The sequence below is a fragment of the Streptosporangium canum genome (genome assembly GCF_900113865.1).
GTDB classification, from domain to species: Bacteria; Actinomycetota; Actinomycetes; order Streptosporangiales; family Streptosporangiaceae; genus Streptosporangium; species Streptosporangium canum.
The window spans coordinates 189,344-204,978 of the sequence record NZ_FOQY01000013.1 but is presented as its reverse complement, the minus strand read 5'-3'; the positions used below and the strand labels follow the sequence as shown (position 1 = coordinate 204,978).

The 15,635-nt window shown below is 69.4% G+C and carries 14 protein-coding genes and 1 pseudogene; 5 read left to right on the top strand and 10 right to left on the bottom strand.

Annotated elements, in window-relative coordinates; genetic code table 11:
* Positions 1-243 (top strand): zinc ribbon domain-containing protein (locus BM085_RS21120; protein WP_143121003.1); only part of this gene is annotated, 243 nt, incomplete at its 5' end.
* Between the two features lie 97 nt (positions 244-340).
* On the opposite strand, the gene BM085_RS21115 is transcribed toward BM085_RS21120, so the two are convergent.
* The 3 genes from BM085_RS21115 to BM085_RS21100 all read right to left on the bottom strand — a co-directional run bounded on the left by BM085_RS21115 (position 341) and on the right by BM085_RS21100 (position 4,560).
* Positions 341-496, bottom strand: coding sequence for a hypothetical protein (locus tag BM085_RS21115; RefSeq protein ID WP_177245193.1), 156 nt, complete (start codon positions 494-496; stop codon positions 341-343).
* Positions 497-1,183: 687 nt separating this feature from the next.
* Positions 1,184-2,077 (bottom strand): alpha/beta hydrolase, encoded by an 894-nt coding sequence (locus BM085_RS21110; RefSeq protein ID WP_245789493.1) that lies wholly within the window; start codon positions 2,075-2,077, stop codon positions 1,184-1,186.
* A gap of 1,232 nt (positions 2,078-3,309) precedes the next feature.
* Positions 3,310-4,560, bottom strand: coding sequence for a hypothetical protein (locus BM085_RS21100; protein WP_093888664.1), 1,251 nt, complete (start codon positions 4,558-4,560; stop codon positions 3,310-3,312).
* 76 nt (positions 4,561-4,636) lie between these two features.
* Here BM085_RS21100 and BM085_RS44555 point away from each other — a divergent pair, with 76 nt between their 5' ends.
* Together BM085_RS44555 and BM085_RS21095 are read left to right on the top strand one after the other, a co-directional pair.
* Positions 4,637-4,801 (top strand): hypothetical protein, encoded by a 165-nt coding sequence (locus BM085_RS44555; RefSeq protein WP_177245192.1) that lies wholly within the window; start codon positions 4,637-4,639, stop codon positions 4,799-4,801.
* A gap of 205 nt (positions 4,802-5,006) precedes the next feature.
* Positions 5,007-6,437 carry an alpha/beta hydrolase family protein gene (locus tag BM085_RS21095; protein WP_093888663.1) on the top strand — a complete coding sequence of 477 codons (1,431 nt, stop codon included), beginning with the start codon at positions 5,007-5,009 and terminating at the stop codon, positions 6,435-6,437.
* Positions 6,438-6,805: 368 nt separating this feature from the next.
* Here BM085_RS21095 and BM085_RS21090 read toward each other — a convergent pair whose 3' ends face one another.
* The 5 genes and pseudogenes from BM085_RS21090 to BM085_RS45295 form a co-directional block, all read right to left on the bottom strand.
* Positions 6,806-8,377 carry an MDR family MFS transporter gene (locus BM085_RS21090; protein ID WP_093888662.1) on the bottom strand — a complete coding sequence of 524 codons (1,572 nt, stop codon included), beginning with the start codon at positions 8,375-8,377 and terminating at the stop codon, positions 6,806-6,808.
* A 109-nt stretch (positions 8,378-8,486) separates the two neighbouring features.
* A complete protein-coding gene (locus BM085_RS21085) occupies positions 8,487-9,092 on the bottom strand; it encodes an acyl-CoA-like ligand-binding transcription factor (RefSeq protein WP_093888683.1) in 606 nt (201 codons plus the stop codon).
* A 381-nt stretch (positions 9,093-9,473) separates the two neighbouring features.
* The gene (locus BM085_RS21080; RefSeq protein ID WP_281249859.1) at positions 9,474-10,202 is read right to left on the bottom strand and encodes a GlxA family transcriptional regulator; all 729 of its coding nucleotides are present in this window, start codon (positions 10,200-10,202) and stop codon (positions 9,474-9,476) included.
* Between the two features lie 40 nt (positions 10,203-10,242).
* Positions 10,243-10,416, bottom strand: a pseudogene (locus tag BM085_RS21075) (DDE-type integrase/transposase/recombinase); the annotation flags it as partial.
* Positions 10,410-10,673: a hypothetical protein gene (locus tag BM085_RS45295; protein ID WP_218158780.1), complete on the bottom strand. Its 264-nt coding sequence runs from the start codon at positions 10,671-10,673 to the stop codon at positions 10,410-10,412. The pseudogene BM085_RS21075 and the gene BM085_RS45295, both read right to left, overlap by 7 nt.
* Before the next feature lie 87 nt (positions 10,674-10,760).
* Here BM085_RS45295 and map point away from each other — a divergent pair, with 87 nt between their 5' ends.
* Complete coding sequence (gene map / locus BM085_RS21065) at positions 10,761-11,585, top strand: type I methionyl aminopeptidase (protein WP_093888661.1); 825 nt, start codon at positions 10,761-10,763, stop codon at positions 11,583-11,585.
* 100 nt (positions 11,586-11,685) lie between these two features.
* Here the strand turns inward: map and BM085_RS21060 are convergent, their stop codons facing one another.
* Together BM085_RS21060 and BM085_RS21055 are read right to left on the bottom strand one after the other, a co-directional pair.
* Positions 11,686-13,158, bottom strand: a complete 1,473-nt coding sequence (locus tag BM085_RS21060; protein WP_093888660.1) for an amidohydrolase family protein — start codon at positions 13,156-13,158, stop codon at positions 11,686-11,688.
* A complete protein-coding gene (locus BM085_RS21055) occupies positions 13,155-14,408 on the bottom strand; it encodes an MFS transporter (protein ID WP_093888659.1) in 1,254 nt (417 codons plus the stop codon). The genes BM085_RS21060 and BM085_RS21055 overlap by 4 nt, the downstream gene beginning before the upstream one ends.
* A 405-nt stretch (positions 14,409-14,813) precedes the next feature.
* On the opposite strand from BM085_RS21055, the gene BM085_RS21050 reads away from it, so the two are divergent.
* The gene (locus BM085_RS21050; protein ID WP_093888658.1) at positions 14,814-15,608 is read left to right on the top strand and encodes an MOSC domain-containing protein; all 795 of its coding nucleotides are present in this window, start codon (positions 14,814-14,816) and stop codon (positions 15,606-15,608) included.
* The last annotated feature ends 27 nt before the right edge of the window (positions 15,609-15,635 follow it).

The window sequence follows — 15,635 nt, the reverse complement described above, 5'->3', positions numbered from 1 at the left end:
GCCCAACTGGGCGGCTTCATCGCCTACAAGGCCCGACGGGCCGGGATCGCCGTTATCCATGTCGATCCGGCCTACACCAGCCGGCAATGCTCGGCCTGCGGGCATACCGATCGGGCCAACCGGCCGGAGCAGGCCGTCTTTTCCTGTACGTCGTGCGGTTTCGCTGAGCATGCCGACGTCAACGCAGCCCGTAACATCGCCGCGCGCGGTGTAGCGGGCTGGGCAGTGAGTCACGCTGCCTGACGCGGACCGGACCGTCGAAGTCATCGACGGCGAGGAGCTGCAAGCTCGGTCGTTTACGGCCGAGAAGTTGACTGTTCACATCATCCTCGGCTTCGGTTCACAGATGATCGGTCCGGTTGTAATCGATGAGCTGTAGCCGCCCCTCGGTCTGCCGCCAGCGTGTCACGGAGGCGTTGGCGACCGGACCGGCCTGTACGACGTCGCCCAGCTCCTGCCAGGACAAGCCCTCGATCAGGCGGCGGAGCATCAGCACGACCGCGTCATGGGCGACCAGAAGAACCCGGCGCCGCCTCCCGGGCGATCCGCGGGCCCAGCCGGCGGGACAGTCCTTGGATGGCGATTCCCAGCACCGCGCGTAGACCGGCCGCCCCGGCCAAGACCGCGATCGAGGGCAGGGCCGTACGTAGCTGCGCGGGGTCGTGGGGCTCACGTCGGCAGTGATCTGGCTCCAGCGGGCACCGTCGGCGTCCGGGACAGCAGTACGGCGTAGCCGTCGGTGCTTGGGGGCTTCGGCGCGCTGAAACGACATCGTCCTCCCGGTCACGGTCCCCTTGAGCCAGCTTGGGCCTGCCGCAGCTGGAAAAGCAGGCAAGGCCGTCGATATCGCCAACACCCCATTCCTCGAGCGCGTCATCGCCGAACGGGGTCGGCCGGGCTCCGACATAGTCGGTGAGGAAGCCGCTCAGGCCACATGGCTTCTTCTCCAGCGCGGCTGCCTTCCCCGCCTACGGGCCGCTGGTGACGCCGGCCAAGCACCATCATCTCAGCCGGTCCATCTCACCGGCCGCGCCCACGTAGCCGACGGCCACCCTCCGTCGGCGTCGTCCACAAACCCTCACAGACACCGAGGCCCCGTAGTCCGCCCCGCGGCGACGGCCTTGATGTGGCAGCAAAGGAGAAGTCGCGCCAGGGAGCCTGGGCGGACGCGGCAGAGGGGCCTTTATGCGATGGGCAGGGCCGTGAGCCATTCGGTCAGGAGCTGGTTGACCTCCTCGGGACGTTCCTGCTGGATCCAGTGGCCGCAGCCGTCCAGGAGGTGGGAGGAGACCAGCCCGGGAAGGGTGGCCGGGTAAGCGTTGATCGCGTCGGCCATCCAGGTCGTGGAGGCGTCCAGGCTGCCGCCGATGAACAGGGAGGGCTGCTTGATGGGGGCGCCGTTGAAGTCGGCGAGGTCCTTCCAGTCGCGGTCCATGTTGCGGTAGCGGTTGAGCGCGCCCGTCATGCCGGTGCGTTCGAACTCCCCGGTGTATACCTCCAGGTCGTCCTCGGCGAGCCAGGAAGGCAGCCGGCCGCTGGGGAACCGGTCGCGCAGCGTTGCGCCGGGGCTGACGAAGTGCGGGTCGGGGGCGTCGGGGCCCGGCATGGTCTCGGCGGACAACGCCGCGTAAAAGCCCGCGAGCCAGCCCCGCACGTCGGGTTCCATCTCGGCCTCGGCACGGCCCGGCTCCTGGAAATAGGAGACGTAGAACTCCTGCTCACCGCCCATCTGAGCGAAGATGCCGGTGGGACGGGGGCCACCGGGCGGCGCGTAGGGCACACTCAGCAGCCCCACCGCGCGGAAGACCTCAGGGTGCAGCAGGGCAGACGTGGCCGCGATGTTCGAGCCCCAGTCGTGGCCGATGATCACTGCGGACTCCTCGCCCAGGGCCCGCACCAGCGCGACGTTGTCCTCCACCAGATCGAGCATCCGGTAGCTGTCCTCCGCGGCCGGCTTGGAGGATCGGCCGTAGCCGCGGACGTCGAGCGCGACCACCCGGTAACCGGCCTGCGCGAGCGCCGGGAGCTGACGGCGCCAGGAATACCAGGACTCGGGGAAGCCGTGGACGAGCAACACCAGCGGCCCCCTCCCTTGCTCCGCGGTATAAATCCGGCCGCCCGGCACGGACACCGAACGATGCGTGATCTCTGCGACGTGCTGCGACATGGGTCTCCTCCAGATGGCGTGCCCGCTTCTGCCAGCGGCAGTACTCTTCTCCCCGCTCCACGTCCCCTTTCGCTCCGCGGGCGCTGCCACCGATCATCCCGCTGACCTGGTCAGTCGCTTAAATCCTGTTGCCGGATCAGCAACTTCCACGATGCGGCCCGCCCAAGTTCCCCAGCATCACTTCTCGTTCCCCTGCCAGATCAGGGCCGCGACCACCCGCATCCGAACCGGCAGTAGCGATGGCCCAGCCCCGACGGCTCGCCAACGTCACTGGCCGTTCGGTTGCTGCTCAAGGGCCGAGAAGTCCTCCTGGTCACCAGGAACCCGATCGACCCAGTCGGCGAGGGCCGCTCCGAGCATCAGCCGGCCGGGCGCGGTGCCGCTGAGCGCGGCGACCCTGCCACGTCCGCATCGCCGACCGCGCAGGCCGCACTGGGCCAAGGTTCAGGCTGACGCGTCCTCAGTTCAGTGCGCCGGGGTCATCGGACAGCGAGCCTGCCCCCGGCCTTCCGGATTCCGCTCCGATCGCGGACACTTCCTACGTGGTGCGGATACTGTGGGATCCTCTGCCCGCGACGTGGCCAGCGGAAGCGCGCAGGCGTCCGGGTGGGCTGCGCGGACTGATCGCCTGGGCGCAGAACGCGGCCGCCGTACGGGACGACGACATGGAGCGGCGGGTACGGCGGGGAGCGATGCAGGCCATCGTCCGCGAGGCCTACCAGCAGACGCTCGCCGAGCAAGACAGCAAGCATCGAGGACCGGCCGAGTTCGCCCAGGCATGGAAGACCCGCCTGGCTTCGCTGTTGGACACCGAGACCGTCGAGGTGTCGGGCTGGTCGGAGATCATCGTCGCCGACCTCGACACCGACTTGGGCTGGAGCCTGTACGCCGCGGCCGTCAACGCCAGATCGGAAGTGATCACGCATAGAGGTGGCTGCTCGTCTGGATTGGCGCTGTCATGTTGCCGGCGCCACCAGGCATGGGTGTCGAAGCCGCGCGGTGGGTCCGGGGGCGGCGGGGTCGGCGTGCCAGAGCTCGGCGTCCTCGGGCCACTTTCCCTGACCCCCACAGCAGGTGACATACCGTCTCCTACCCGAGGTGCCCACGTCCTACTAAGCCACCTCCGACCTGGCCGCACGCCCTCACCTCTCCCGGCTCCTGTAGGTGGCCCGCAGGTCGATCAGCTTCTCTCTGGCCACCCCGTCCAAGGCCCGGCGCAGATCCTGGTCCTCCTCCCAGGTGGCCTCCGCGCACAAGACCCTGGCCGCCTCGTGCGGTTCGGCGTCGCGCACCACGTACCAGACGGTGTCGCCACAGCCGGGCCTGTCGTGGTCGCGGCGCAGGACCGTCACGATGCCGGAGACGAGGATTTGCCTGGTCCACGCATTCCTGGCCAGAATCTGCCGATCCACCGTCAGTCCCTCGTCCATGAGCTCGCCGCCGAGCATGTCGTCCTCCCACCGCCACACGCGGCGGCTGACACCCGCCGGTACATAGAGGGCGCCACGGCCTTCGACGGGCACCGAGAACGTCTGCGTGCCGCCGCGGCACAACTCCTTGGCGATGCGCTCGCCGTCGGCGTACTCACGCAGCCGATCCTCGCCCAGGTCGCGCCCGGACAACGAGCCCCGCCGCGCCTGCTCGGCGTAGTAACGGTCGATCAGCGGATCCTTGAACCGCCCCGCACGCATCTGCGGCGGGGTGCAGGAGGCAGGGGTGAGGTCCACACCATCCTCGATGTCGACCCCGGCCGTGCGCAGCAACTCGTGAACGGTGACGCCCCTGCCCTCCGCCTTGCGGCGCAACATGCGCAGCCAGCCGTCGAAGGTGTCCAGGTCCGGGTCCGCGCGCAGCGACGCCCAGTCCGCCACCGCCGAGACCGGCACCGGCACCTCCCGCCGCGCCGGAGGTTGCACGAGCTGCTCGGGCTCGAGGTCGATCGAGTAGTACAGAACCCCGCGCGCGATGTAGGAGAACGGCGCCGCGTGAGTGATCGGGTCGAAGACATCCCGGATCGGCCAGAACCTCAGCAGCCACGCCTCCTCGCACTCACCTGTGGTATGCCCGTCGCCTGGCTCGGGTTCACGCAGGTACATGTCCACGCCGTACTCGAAACGCGGCGGCCCGATCAGGAAGTCATGCCCCCTGCCGTCCATCATCGCCACGATCGCGACCACACCGCTCTCCGCGACGAACGTCGCGGAACTGACCGGCGTCCACGAGGCGTCCGCGGCCCCCGGCTCGGCGTCCCAGGACTCCAGGCGCACGGCCGCGACGAAGTGGTAGATCTCGTCGGTGGGAGAGCCCCACCCCGGCAGGTCGGTGCCGTCCAGCCCGAACGTGTTGTACTCGACGTAAACTTCGTCGTCGAGCCTCCGCAGCAACTGTGCCATGTCAACGCCTTCGCCTCGTTGGTGATCATCCTGGCTAGGCGGAGTATGGCCAACCGCACTGACAATCCGAGGCGACGTGCACGTACGTCGCGCCGGCATCCGCGTCGTCCACGGGAAACACTCGTTCACGCCCGTAGGCCCCGCCGGCCCCGGCAAAGGCGCCACCGCCACCCGGCAACTCCGCGACCCCAACGCCCGGGACGAGGGCGACGAAGTCTTCGACGAGGACGACTCCCGGTAGAGAGCCGTACCCCAGCGGTGTCCTTCTCCCGGACGCGCCCCGAGCTCCCGGAGCAGGCCGGTCGAGCGTTCGTCCGGGAGGTGCCAGGACTACGGGCCCCTACGCCCCCGGTCGCAGACGGGTCGCGAGAGGTCATACCGGGGTCGCGGACAACTCTCGACATTGGGCCGATGTCCGGCTGAGGTCATTCCGCCACGGTGATCACATGAATGTGACCGTATTCGGCCTGTCCCTCGCAGAGCTCTTGACCTTGGCGGCCGCCGTCGTGCTGGTGCTGGCCCGCTGGCTGCCGCCCGGGGCGCGCCGCCCCTCGACGCTGGCCGGCGCGGCGGCCCTCGCGGTGTCCGCGATTGCGCTGGCCGTACTCGGGATCCGCTGGCAGCTCCTACCCGTCCTCGCCGGTGGGGCCATCGCGCTGGCGTTCGCTGCTCCCTCCATGTTGAGGTGGCGTGCCGGGCGGCCCGCGCGGCGGGCTCGATGGTGGATGGCTCTGCCGGGATCGGCGGCATGCCTGGCCCTGATCCTCGCGGGCGCGGCGGCGGCGTGGGCGCTGCCCCTGCCCGTGTTCCCCAAGCCATCGGGCGCCTACGCCGTTGGCACCACCATCATGCAGTGGACCGACCCTGATCGCCCGGAAATCGCCACGTCCCGGACCGATGACAAGCGGACGGTCGTCGTCCAGCTCTGGTATCCCGCGCAGGGCGGTCCCCCGGCAGCCCAGCGGGCGTGGTATCTCGGCCGCACGGCGCAGGAAGCACAGCGCGTCGCCCGCGGCGAGGCCGACTACCTCGGCCTTCCACGCTTCATTCTCGACGAGCCGGCCCGCGCCCGCACGCGCTCGGTGCCCGATGCCCCAGTGGCCGGCGGAGGCGACCGGTTCCCCGTGGTGCTGTTCTCACCCGGGCTCGGAGGCGTGCGCACCCAGAACACCGCCTGGGCCGAGGAACTGGCCAGCCGCGGGTACGTCGTGGCCGCCCTCGACCACCCATACGACTCGGCCGTTGTCACCCTCACCGACGGCCGGACGATCCGCACCCAGGTTGCGGCCACCGGCGACCAGGCGGAGGACGACAGGCGCGCGGCTGGGTGGACGGCGGTCAGGGCCGCCGACCTCAGCTTCGTACTCACCCAGCTCGGCCGCCTGGACCGCGACGAGATCCCGGGCCTCCTGACCGGGCGGCTCGACACCCGCCGCACCGCAGCGACCGGCCACTCCCTCGGAGGCGCCGCCGCCCTCCAGGCCGCCCGCCAGGACCCCCGGTTCGCAGCCGTCATCGACCTGGACGGCTTCCCCCGCGACCCCGCAACGCGCCCGTTCCGCCAGCCCGTGCTCGCGCTCACCCACGACGTCAAACCGGGCGAGGAGCCGGACTACATCCCGCGCCTCACGCGGGTGCTCCAGCTCAGTACGGCGACGGGCTACCGGCTCACCGTCCCCGGCGCGGCGCACCTCACCTTCACCGACGCCCCGCTCTTCTTGCCGCCCCTGCCCGCGCTCATCGGCTCCCTCGGCCGGACTGCCGGGCCGCGCATCACCGCGGCGGCCACCGTCGCCTTCCTGGACGCCACACTCCGCGGCAGATCCGGCGGCCTGACCGCAGCCCTGTCCAGGTACGGCCACCTGACCGTCCTATAGGAGAGGGGCTGTCCGGACGCGGATATGACCCCCAGCCGCAGCAGAAGTGTGCCATCGGGGGCCCACTCAGGGCTCAGGTACTTCGCCCAGAGGATGGTCAGGGCGTCTGCTGGAGCGCCCGGTAGACGGCGCCGCGGCCGACACCCGGCGCCTTGGCGATCTCAGCCACGGTGGCACCAGGTACCTCGTACTGGGCCCGGTCCATCCTGATCTGCTCCGGGGAGAGCTTGGCGGGCCGGCCGCCTCGGCGGCCGCGGGCACACGCGGTCGACGACGTCGGTGTCGCAGATGACCGTCGCCTGGGACAGGTCGGCTCTGCTCACATGGACGCCGTCGACGAGCTGCGCGTAGTTGCGGTTGGGAGCCGTTCAGTGACCAGCGGCCGTGGCGCGTTCCTGGGCCAGGCGTTCCTCACCCGACAGCGTGTTGAGCGGCTTCTCCTTGATGAACAGGACAGCCACCAACGCGAGCGCGGTGAGCGGCACCCCGATGAGGAACAGGTCAGCGGTGGCGGTGGCGTACACATCCTGGATGACGCGGACGACGGGAGCGGGCAGTTTGGAGATGTCGGGTACGGCGTGGCTGTCCCCACCCCCGCCGGCGGCGGCCATCGGGCCGAGCTTCTCCGTCATGAGCGTAGTGATCCGGTTGGCCAGCACCGCGCCCAGCGCACTGACGCCGACCGCGCCGCCCATGCTGCGGAAGAAGGTCAGCATCGAGGTGGTGGCGCCAAGATCGTGGGCGGGCACATCGTTCTGGGCCGCGAGGACCAGGTTCTGCATGAGCATGCCCACGCCGATGCCGAGCACCGCCATGTAGACGCCGAGCAGCACCGTGCCGGTCTGGCCGTCAATGGTGCTGAGCAGGCCCATCCCGCCGAGCATGACGACACCACCGGCCACCAGGAAGCCCTTCCAGCGGCCCCATTTGGTGATGAGCTGACCCGCCACGGTGGAGGAGATCAGCAGGCCGAACACCATCGGCAGGCTCATCAGTCCAGCGACCGTCGGCGACTTGCCGAGCGCCACCTGGAAGTACTGCGACAGGAAGACCGTGCCACCGAACATGGCCACGCCGACCAGCACGCTGGCCACGGTGGCCAGAGCGACGGTGCGGTTCCTGAAGATGGACAGGGGGATGATCGGCTCGGCGGCCCGCGACTCCACCCAGACGGCCACCGCAAGGATGAGCACGCCACCGCCGACGAGCGCGGCGGTCTGCCAGGAGCCCCACTCGAACTGGTTGCCCGCCAGCGACGACCAGATCAGCAGGGTGGACACCCCCACCGTGATGAGCAGGGCGCCCAAATAGTCGACCTTGACGTCCTTGCGTACCACCGGCAGGTCGAGAGTGCGCTGCAGCAGGACGATGGCCAAGATCGTGAACGGCACACCGATGAGGAAACACCAGCGCCAGCCGAGCCAGGAAGTGTCCACGAGCACGCCGCCGATAAGCGGGCCCGCCACGGTACCGACGCCGAACACGGCGCCGAAGATGCCGGCGTAACGGCCGAGCTCACGCGGTGGGATCATGGCGGCCATCACGACCATGGCCAGCGCGGTCATGCCACCGGCGCCGACGCCCTGGACGACACGGCTGACGATGAGGATCTCCACGTTCGGAGTGAAGCCCGCGATCAGCGAGCCCACCACGAACAGTCCCAGCGAGAGCTGGATCAGCAGCTTCTTGTTGTACAGGTCGGCCATCTTGCCCCAGAGCGGCACGGTGGCCGTCATGGCCAGCAGTTCCGCGGTGACGATCCAGGTGTAGACGGTCTGCGTACCCTGCAGGTCGGTGATGATGCGCGGCAGGGCGTTGGCCACGACGGTCGAGGCCAGGATGGACACGAACATGCCCACCATCAGCCCCGACAGCGCCTGCAGGACCTTCCTTCTGGACGTGGGCGCCACAGCCTCGGGCTGTGTGCTGGCGGTTGTCATCTTTCCTCAATTTCTCAGGTGGGGACCGGCGCTCCCCAGGACTCCTGCGGGCGCCGGCTCGACGGAAACGTGCACGGGGACGGTCGAAAAGAGATGGCGATCGGAGCGGTCACGGATTGGGCAGGCCGCCGGCGAGCTGGGCGAAGGCCTCGTCGACCAGGTCGGCCAGCTCCGGGCGGCCGCCCGCGGCGCTCCAGCGGATCATCGCCACCCGGAAGGCCGCCATGGCCACCGCGGTCGCAAGCTCGGGGTAGCCGCTCGTGCCCAGCTCGATACCGGACCGGCGGGCGACGGCGGCTGTCACGGCGCGTTCGGTCTCGCTGCCGCTGGCGACCAGCCGTGGGAGCAGCGATGGGTTCTGCTCGAACACCTTCAGCCGCAGCAGCCATTGCTCGCGCTGTTCCTGGACACGCTCAGCCTCGACCCGCGACATCAGCCGCAGCGCCTCCAGGACCGGCACGTCCGCGGGCAGCGCCTCCAGCCTCTCGCGCAGTTCGGCTGTGGAGGCCGGGCTCGGGCCGATGAGCGCGTCCTCTTTGGACGGGAAGTAGTTGAAGAACGTGCGGGAGGAGACGTCCACGGCCTCGGCGATGTCTTCCACCGTGACCCCCGCCAGGCCGCGCGCGGCCACCAGCTTCAGGGCGGCATGCTCCAGCGCCGCACGGGTCTCGAGCTTCTTACGGTCCCTCCGGCCGAGCTCGTCAGCGCTGTCCATGGTGGTCACAGTCTCGAGGGTAGCGGGGAATTTTCAGTATCTGCAATGTTTCAGTATCTGAAGTGCGGAAGATCACATACGGAAGCGTGCAAGCGGAACCAGCAAACCAGGCGAAAGGCCGGCGGGCGCCGATCGACCACATCGACGCCGTGCTCCTCGAGCGCCTGCGTGTCTCGTTCGCCATGGAGATCGAGATCCGCCGCGCGCATGCTGGGCGACACCTCCGACCCGGCCGGCGCACCAACCACCCGGCAGGCCCGGAACCTGCCGATGGACCTGGGTGAACGCGCCGGCACCTTCAGGTGTCTCATCCGGGACCGTGACGGCACGTTCTCCCGTTCTCACCTACGCGGCCACAGCCGTAGTACCGCAACCACCCGGTCACCTGGTCGCCCGCACCCCGGTGCGGGCGCGCAGGCGGCGTAGCATGCGGGCGTCCTCATAGCCGACGTCGCGTGCCGCCGTCTCGGTCGTGGCCCCTTGGGCGATGAGATGCTCGGCCCGCTCCAGCCGTAGCGCAGTCTGGTATGCCAGCGGCGTCAAGCCGGTCGCGTCGCGGAACAGCCGGGTCACGGTCCGCTCACTGCAACATGCCGTCCGGGCGAGCAGGTTGAGCGGGAGACGTTCGGTGAACTGTGTGTCGATCAGATCCTGGACGCGGTGCACGGTCTCATCGACATGTGAACGGTGCCGGAACATCATGCTGATCTGCCGGGCCGCGCCGTCGCGGTGAGCGTGGACCACCATGGTGCGGGCCACCTGTCCTGCGGCGTGCGGGCCGTGGCGCACGCTGAGCAGGTGCAGCGCCACATCAATGCCGCTGGCCACTCCCGCCGAGGTGACCACCCGCTCGTCCACGACATACAGTGCGTCCCGGACCACGTGCGCCCTGGGGTACAGGCGCGCCAATTCATCCTGGACCGTATGGTGCGTTGTGCAGCGGCGGCCATCGAGCAGCCCGGCCCTGCCCAGCGCGTCAGCGCCCGCGCATACCCCGGCGAGCGTGCCGCCGGCCGCATGATGGTCGCGCAACCGGGCGAAGGTCCCGGCGTCCGGCATCCGGACGGGCCCGCGCCAGCCCGGTACGCGGAAGATGGCGGCTGAAGGCACAAGCCGGACAGCCTGCGGACCGATCCGGCCGCCCCGGGTGCGCGGCGGCCTGCAGCGCGTCGACGACGAGTTCGGTGCGCATGTGCTCGGCGATCGACCAGCCCACCAGACGACGCGAGTACGGATCCACGACCGTGGCCAGGTAGAGGAACGTGCCGCCGCCAACGGGCAGACATGTGATGTCGCCCACGTAGCGGCTGTCGGGCGCTACGGCTCCTCGACGGCGACTTCCCCGGCCGCGACGCCATGACGGGGATCGCCGAGCACACCCTTCAGCGGGCTCTTGCCTTCCTGCGCCAGGAGCGTGACGCGCCGATCATCACGTCGTTCAGGCTTGCGCAGGGTTTCCGGCGGGATACCGGCCGCGTGCGCGACTTCCGCCAGGTCGCGTCCCGCTCGCGCGTGACGCAGCAGGGCGCCGAGACGCCTGCCGGCTTCGATCTGCCCAGGTGCGAGCGGTTGGCGGACCATGCCCCCAGGAGAGGACTGGTATTATTATACCGGTAAGTGTTAGGGTGCCGGTATAACTATACCGACACTCTGTGATGCGAGGTATTCGTGATCGAGCTGAAGACGCCTGCGGAGATCCAACGCATGCATGTGGCCGGGCGTTTCGTCGCCGAGGCGCTCTCCGAGGTCGGCCGGCTCGCTGACGTGGGCGTCAACCTGTTGGACCTGGAGCGCCACGTGCGCGGCATGATCAAACGACGCGGGGCGGAGTCGTGCTACTGGGACTACGCGCCGTCCTTCGGACGCGGCCCGTTCCGCAACGTCATCTGCCTGTCCGTCAACGACGCCGTCCTGCACGGCCTGCCCCACAACTACACACTGCGCGACGGGGACGTGCTCAGCGCGGATCTCGCAGTCAGTATCGATGGCTGGGTGGCCGACTCGGCGCGCACGGTCGTCGTCGGCACTGCCGCCGACGACGACCTGCGGATCATCCGCGCCACCGAGGAAGCGTTGAAGGCGGCGATCGAGGTGGCACGTCCGGGCAACCGCCTGGGTGACATCTCGGCGGCCATCTGGGCGGTGGCCCGCGACTACGGCTATCCGGTCAACGACGAGTTCGGTGGCCACGGCATCGGCCGCACCATGCACGAGGGGCCCCATGTTTCCAACAAGGGCCGGGCAGGACGCGGCCTTGTGCTCCGGCCGGGGCTGACCCTCGCGCTCGAACCCTGGTTCGCCCGCACGACCGACCGGATCGTCTACGACGCCGACGGCTGGACCATCCGGTCGGCCGACGGCTCACGCACGGCCCACTCCGAGCACACGGTCGCCATCACCGAGGACGCCCCTTTGGTGCTCACCCGGCGTGAAGCGGAGGACCCCGTAGCGGGGGCTGATCCCACCAGTCGGCCATCCGCAAAGGACGCCTAAGTCGCCCTGTTCAACGTCCATCAGTGCGGTATCGGCGTCCTCCTCCCCCCGGCCCCGAAACGGCGGTCGGGGCCGTCAGCCAGATGACCCGGACCAGGCATCAGGCTCTGACCGCGCGCCCCGGCAGGGCGGTCGGCAACAGATACTCGTCGCGGACCACGAACTGGCCGCCGACAAGGACGTGGACGAAACCGGTGGAATGCCTGACCGTCTCGGTGTAGGTGGCACGGTCGCTGACGGTCTCGGGGTCGAAGACAGTCAGGTCGGCGTCGCAGCCCGCCTGAACACGGCCTTTGCGCCGCATCGCCGGGACACCCGAGCCCACCACGTCGGCGGGGATGAGCGTGCACCGGCGCACAGCCTCGGGCAGCGACAGGACGCCGTTCTGCCGGACGAGCCTGCGCAGCGTCCGGCCGTAGGTGCCGGCCGTACGGGGGTGGGTGACGGCGTCGGGCCCGAGCGGCCAGGAGAACGGGTCGGGCGCCTCCGAGCGCCACAGGAGGGGTACGGCGTCGGTGGCGACAGCGGCATCGGTGAAGGTGAGGGCCCGCTGGATGTAGTCGAACTGGGCGGGGTCATCCTCGTCGAGCAGGTGGACGAAAGCCGCCGAGCCGGGTTCGCTCTCGCGGACCCGACGCAGGGTGTCGGCGTCGGGGATACGCCCCTCGGCACCGAGCAGGCCGATGGAGTGCGGGGTCAGCCCGCGCCGGTGGAGGAGTTCCGGGGCGAGAAAGGCCGCGCCGACGCCGGTCATGCCCGCGCCGTAAGGGTAGGCCTCGGTGGTGACGCGCGAGCCTTCGGCGCGAACCTTCTCCACCAGGCCGAGCACGCGGTCGACATGGCGGATGGAGGTGCTGTTGACGTGGCAGTAGTGCATATGCGCGCCGGTCTCGGCGGCGGCGCGGACGATCTCCTCGGCGCCGTCGATGGGAGTGGCGGGGTCCATCTCGACAAGTTCGCGGGCGTGGGTGTAGGTGGGCAGCCCGACGCGGGCGGCGAGGGCGGCTACGGCGAGGTACTCGGAGGGATCGACGCGGGGCGCGTAGCCGACGAGGATGCCGATGCCGAGCGCGCCGTCGCCGAGGTCGCGCTCCAGCATGCCGACGATGCGGTCGACGACGTTTCGCGGAGCGGCGCGCTGCCATTCCTCGCGGCCGATGTTGGCGAGGAAGTCATCTCTCAGGTCACCGCTGGTGTCGAGGCCGAGAAGGACGGCCATACGGGCCACGGCCCAGGAGGTGGCGAAGCCGTAGTTGAGGGGCCTGCCCTCGATCTCGGCCCTGCGGTAGGCGGCGGCGACCGGGTAGGCGCCGGCTTCGAGTTCCAGGACGGTGGTGACGCCGTCGAGCGCCTGCAGGCGGTGGCCGGCGACGTCCATGCTGTGGCTGTGCAGGTCGATGAAGCCCGGACTGACGACCAGGCCGGTCGCGTCGACGGTGGTGACGCCGTCGAGCGGCTGGTCGGAGACGGCTTGGATGACCCCGCCGTTGACGCCGACGTCGCGTACGGCGTCCAGACCGGTCTCGGGGTCGATGACCCGGCCGTGGGCGAGGACCAGATCGTATGTCGTCACGCGAGCTCCTTCGTGCCGAGGCTGAACTGCTCAGGGCGCTGGGGCACGATCAACGCGATCAGCGCGCCGAGGACGGTGGTGGCGATGAGCAGGCCGAAAGCGGCGGTGTAGGAGAACTTGTCGACCAGGAAGCCCATGAGGACGGGGGCGAGGACACCGGCGATCTGACCGCCGACGTTGACGACGCCCATGCCCGATCCGATGACGGCGGGCGGCAGGGCGCGCACGGGCATGCCGAGGATGCCCATCGTGGAAAGGCCCGCCACGCCCATGGCGAGGGTCTGGTAGACGGTGAACCCGACAGCGGAGTCGGCCATCAGCATGAGCACCAGGAGCACGGCGGTGACCAGGAGCAGGGGGATGACGTAGAGCCGGGCTCTGTCGTGGAAGAAGCGGTCGAACAGCCAGCCGCCGAGGAAGGCGGTCGCGCACGCGACCAGGCCGGGGATGGCGGCCATGACACCGGTGTTGATGAGGGAGATGCCGCGCTCCTCCAGCAGGTAGCTGGGCACCCACGTGATCAAGCCGTAGCCGAGCATGTTGGTGGTGCAGAAGAGGGCGGCGAACTTCCAGACCGATGGCGAGCGCATAACGGCGCCGAGGCCGGTCCCCTTGTCCTGAACGACGTCGGAGCCGTTGAGGTGGGCTGGCAGCGCCTTGGGCAGCAGCTTCCAGAGTAGAACGCCGATGGCGACGCCGGCGGCGGCGGTGACCCAGAAGGTGTGGCGCCAGCCGAGGGTGAGGATGAGCGGCGCGACGATGAGCGGGGCGACGCCGGCACCGAGCTGGTTGGAGGCGAGCATGGCACCGGCGGCGGTGGCACGGACGGCGGGGGTGGTGCGTTCCGCGATGGCCTTGAAGGATGCGCCGGGAAAGAGGCCCTGGCCGACGCCGAAGAGAGCACGGATGACGAGGAGGGATGCCAGACCCCAGGCGATACCGGTGAGGGCGGTGAAGACCGACCAGAGCAGCAGAGAGACCATGAGTTGGCGGCGGGCGCCGAACTTGTCGGCGAGGATGCCACCCGGCACCTGGCACAGCAGATAGACCAGGGAGAATGCGGTGATCAGCCAGCCTTGCTCGGTCTTGGTGAGCGCGAACTCCTCGCCGATGAACGGCAACGCGACGGCCATCATCACCCGATCGACGTAGTCGATCACCCAGACGCCCATGAGCAGGCCGACGGTGACGGTCGCCGTTTTACGTATCTGCGCCGGCGCCAGGGTGGAGGTGCCTTCGGCGAGTCCCATTCACAGGCCTCCAGAGCTTTCAAATCAATGTTCCAGCAACCCTCCATCACCTCACCCGGGAGTGCTTCGTGCAGGAACATGAAGTCGGGGGCCGTCGGCGGTGCGATTGCACCAAGATCTGCCCGCCGGTAGTGAAACGCCTCGATGGTTGCTCCACCCGGGGCTAGACCACGGTCATCTGCGCCGACGAGCCGGGACCGGTGACCCCGCGAACCTTCCCGCCCGCGCCCGGCTGGGATGAATGTTTCACCAGAAGCCGCTACAGGGCTTCCGACGAACGGACCCGGCCGCCTCGTCGAAGAGCATGCGAAACCCGCATTCCAGAGGGAGCCCGACACTTCGCTCCGGACGCCCCATGGAAACGCTCCCATACCCCGAGAGAGCGCTTTCTCCTATCCTTGCGCAATGGAACTTGCGGAGATCCGCACCTACCTCATCAAATCCACCAGAGGCATCTCCCGCCCATCCGCCCAGGTCCTCCCCTGGGGGCTGGAAGGCGACCGCCGCTGGGCCGTGGTGGACCCGCTGGGAGAACTGATCTGGGTAGGCGAACACCCCCGGCTTCTTTCGGTTTCGGCCGCCGAAACCCCCGAAGGCGGCCTCCGCCTGTCGGCGAGGGCCATGGGCGAACTCAAGATCCCCCCGGCCACCGGTGACACGATCCCGCTAGGTTGCTCCAACCTCGACCGGGCCGTGCTCGCCCACGCCGACGCCCATGAATGGTTCACCCGCCTGCTCGGCAGGCCCGCCCGCCTCGTCTGGCTGGACGACCCCAGACGCCGGACCATCACCGAGAAACAGGGCGGCCTCTGGGACGGACCCCTCATGCTCGTCTCCAGGAGTTCACTCCAGCGCCTGGACGACTGGATCGCCGAAGGTGCCATGGAACGCCAGGAGCACCCCCCGGCCCCCCTCGACGTCGCCCGCCTCCGGCCCAACGCCGTCATCGACGGCGCGGAACCCTTCGCGGAGGACGCCTGGACGTCGGTCCGCATCGGCGAGATCGATTTCCGTGTCTCGGGGTTGTGCGACCGCTGCGCCGCCACCATCTGGGACCCGGCCACTCAGGAGCGTGGCAAGGAACCCCTGAGAACCCTGGCCAAACGCCGCCGCTGGGACGGAGAGACCTGGTTCGGCATCCGCCTGGTGCCCAGGAACCTCGGCGAGCTGAGAGTCGGCGACGAAGTCCGGCCAGGCTAGCCGGTCAGGCGTTTCAGGGCCGCCTTC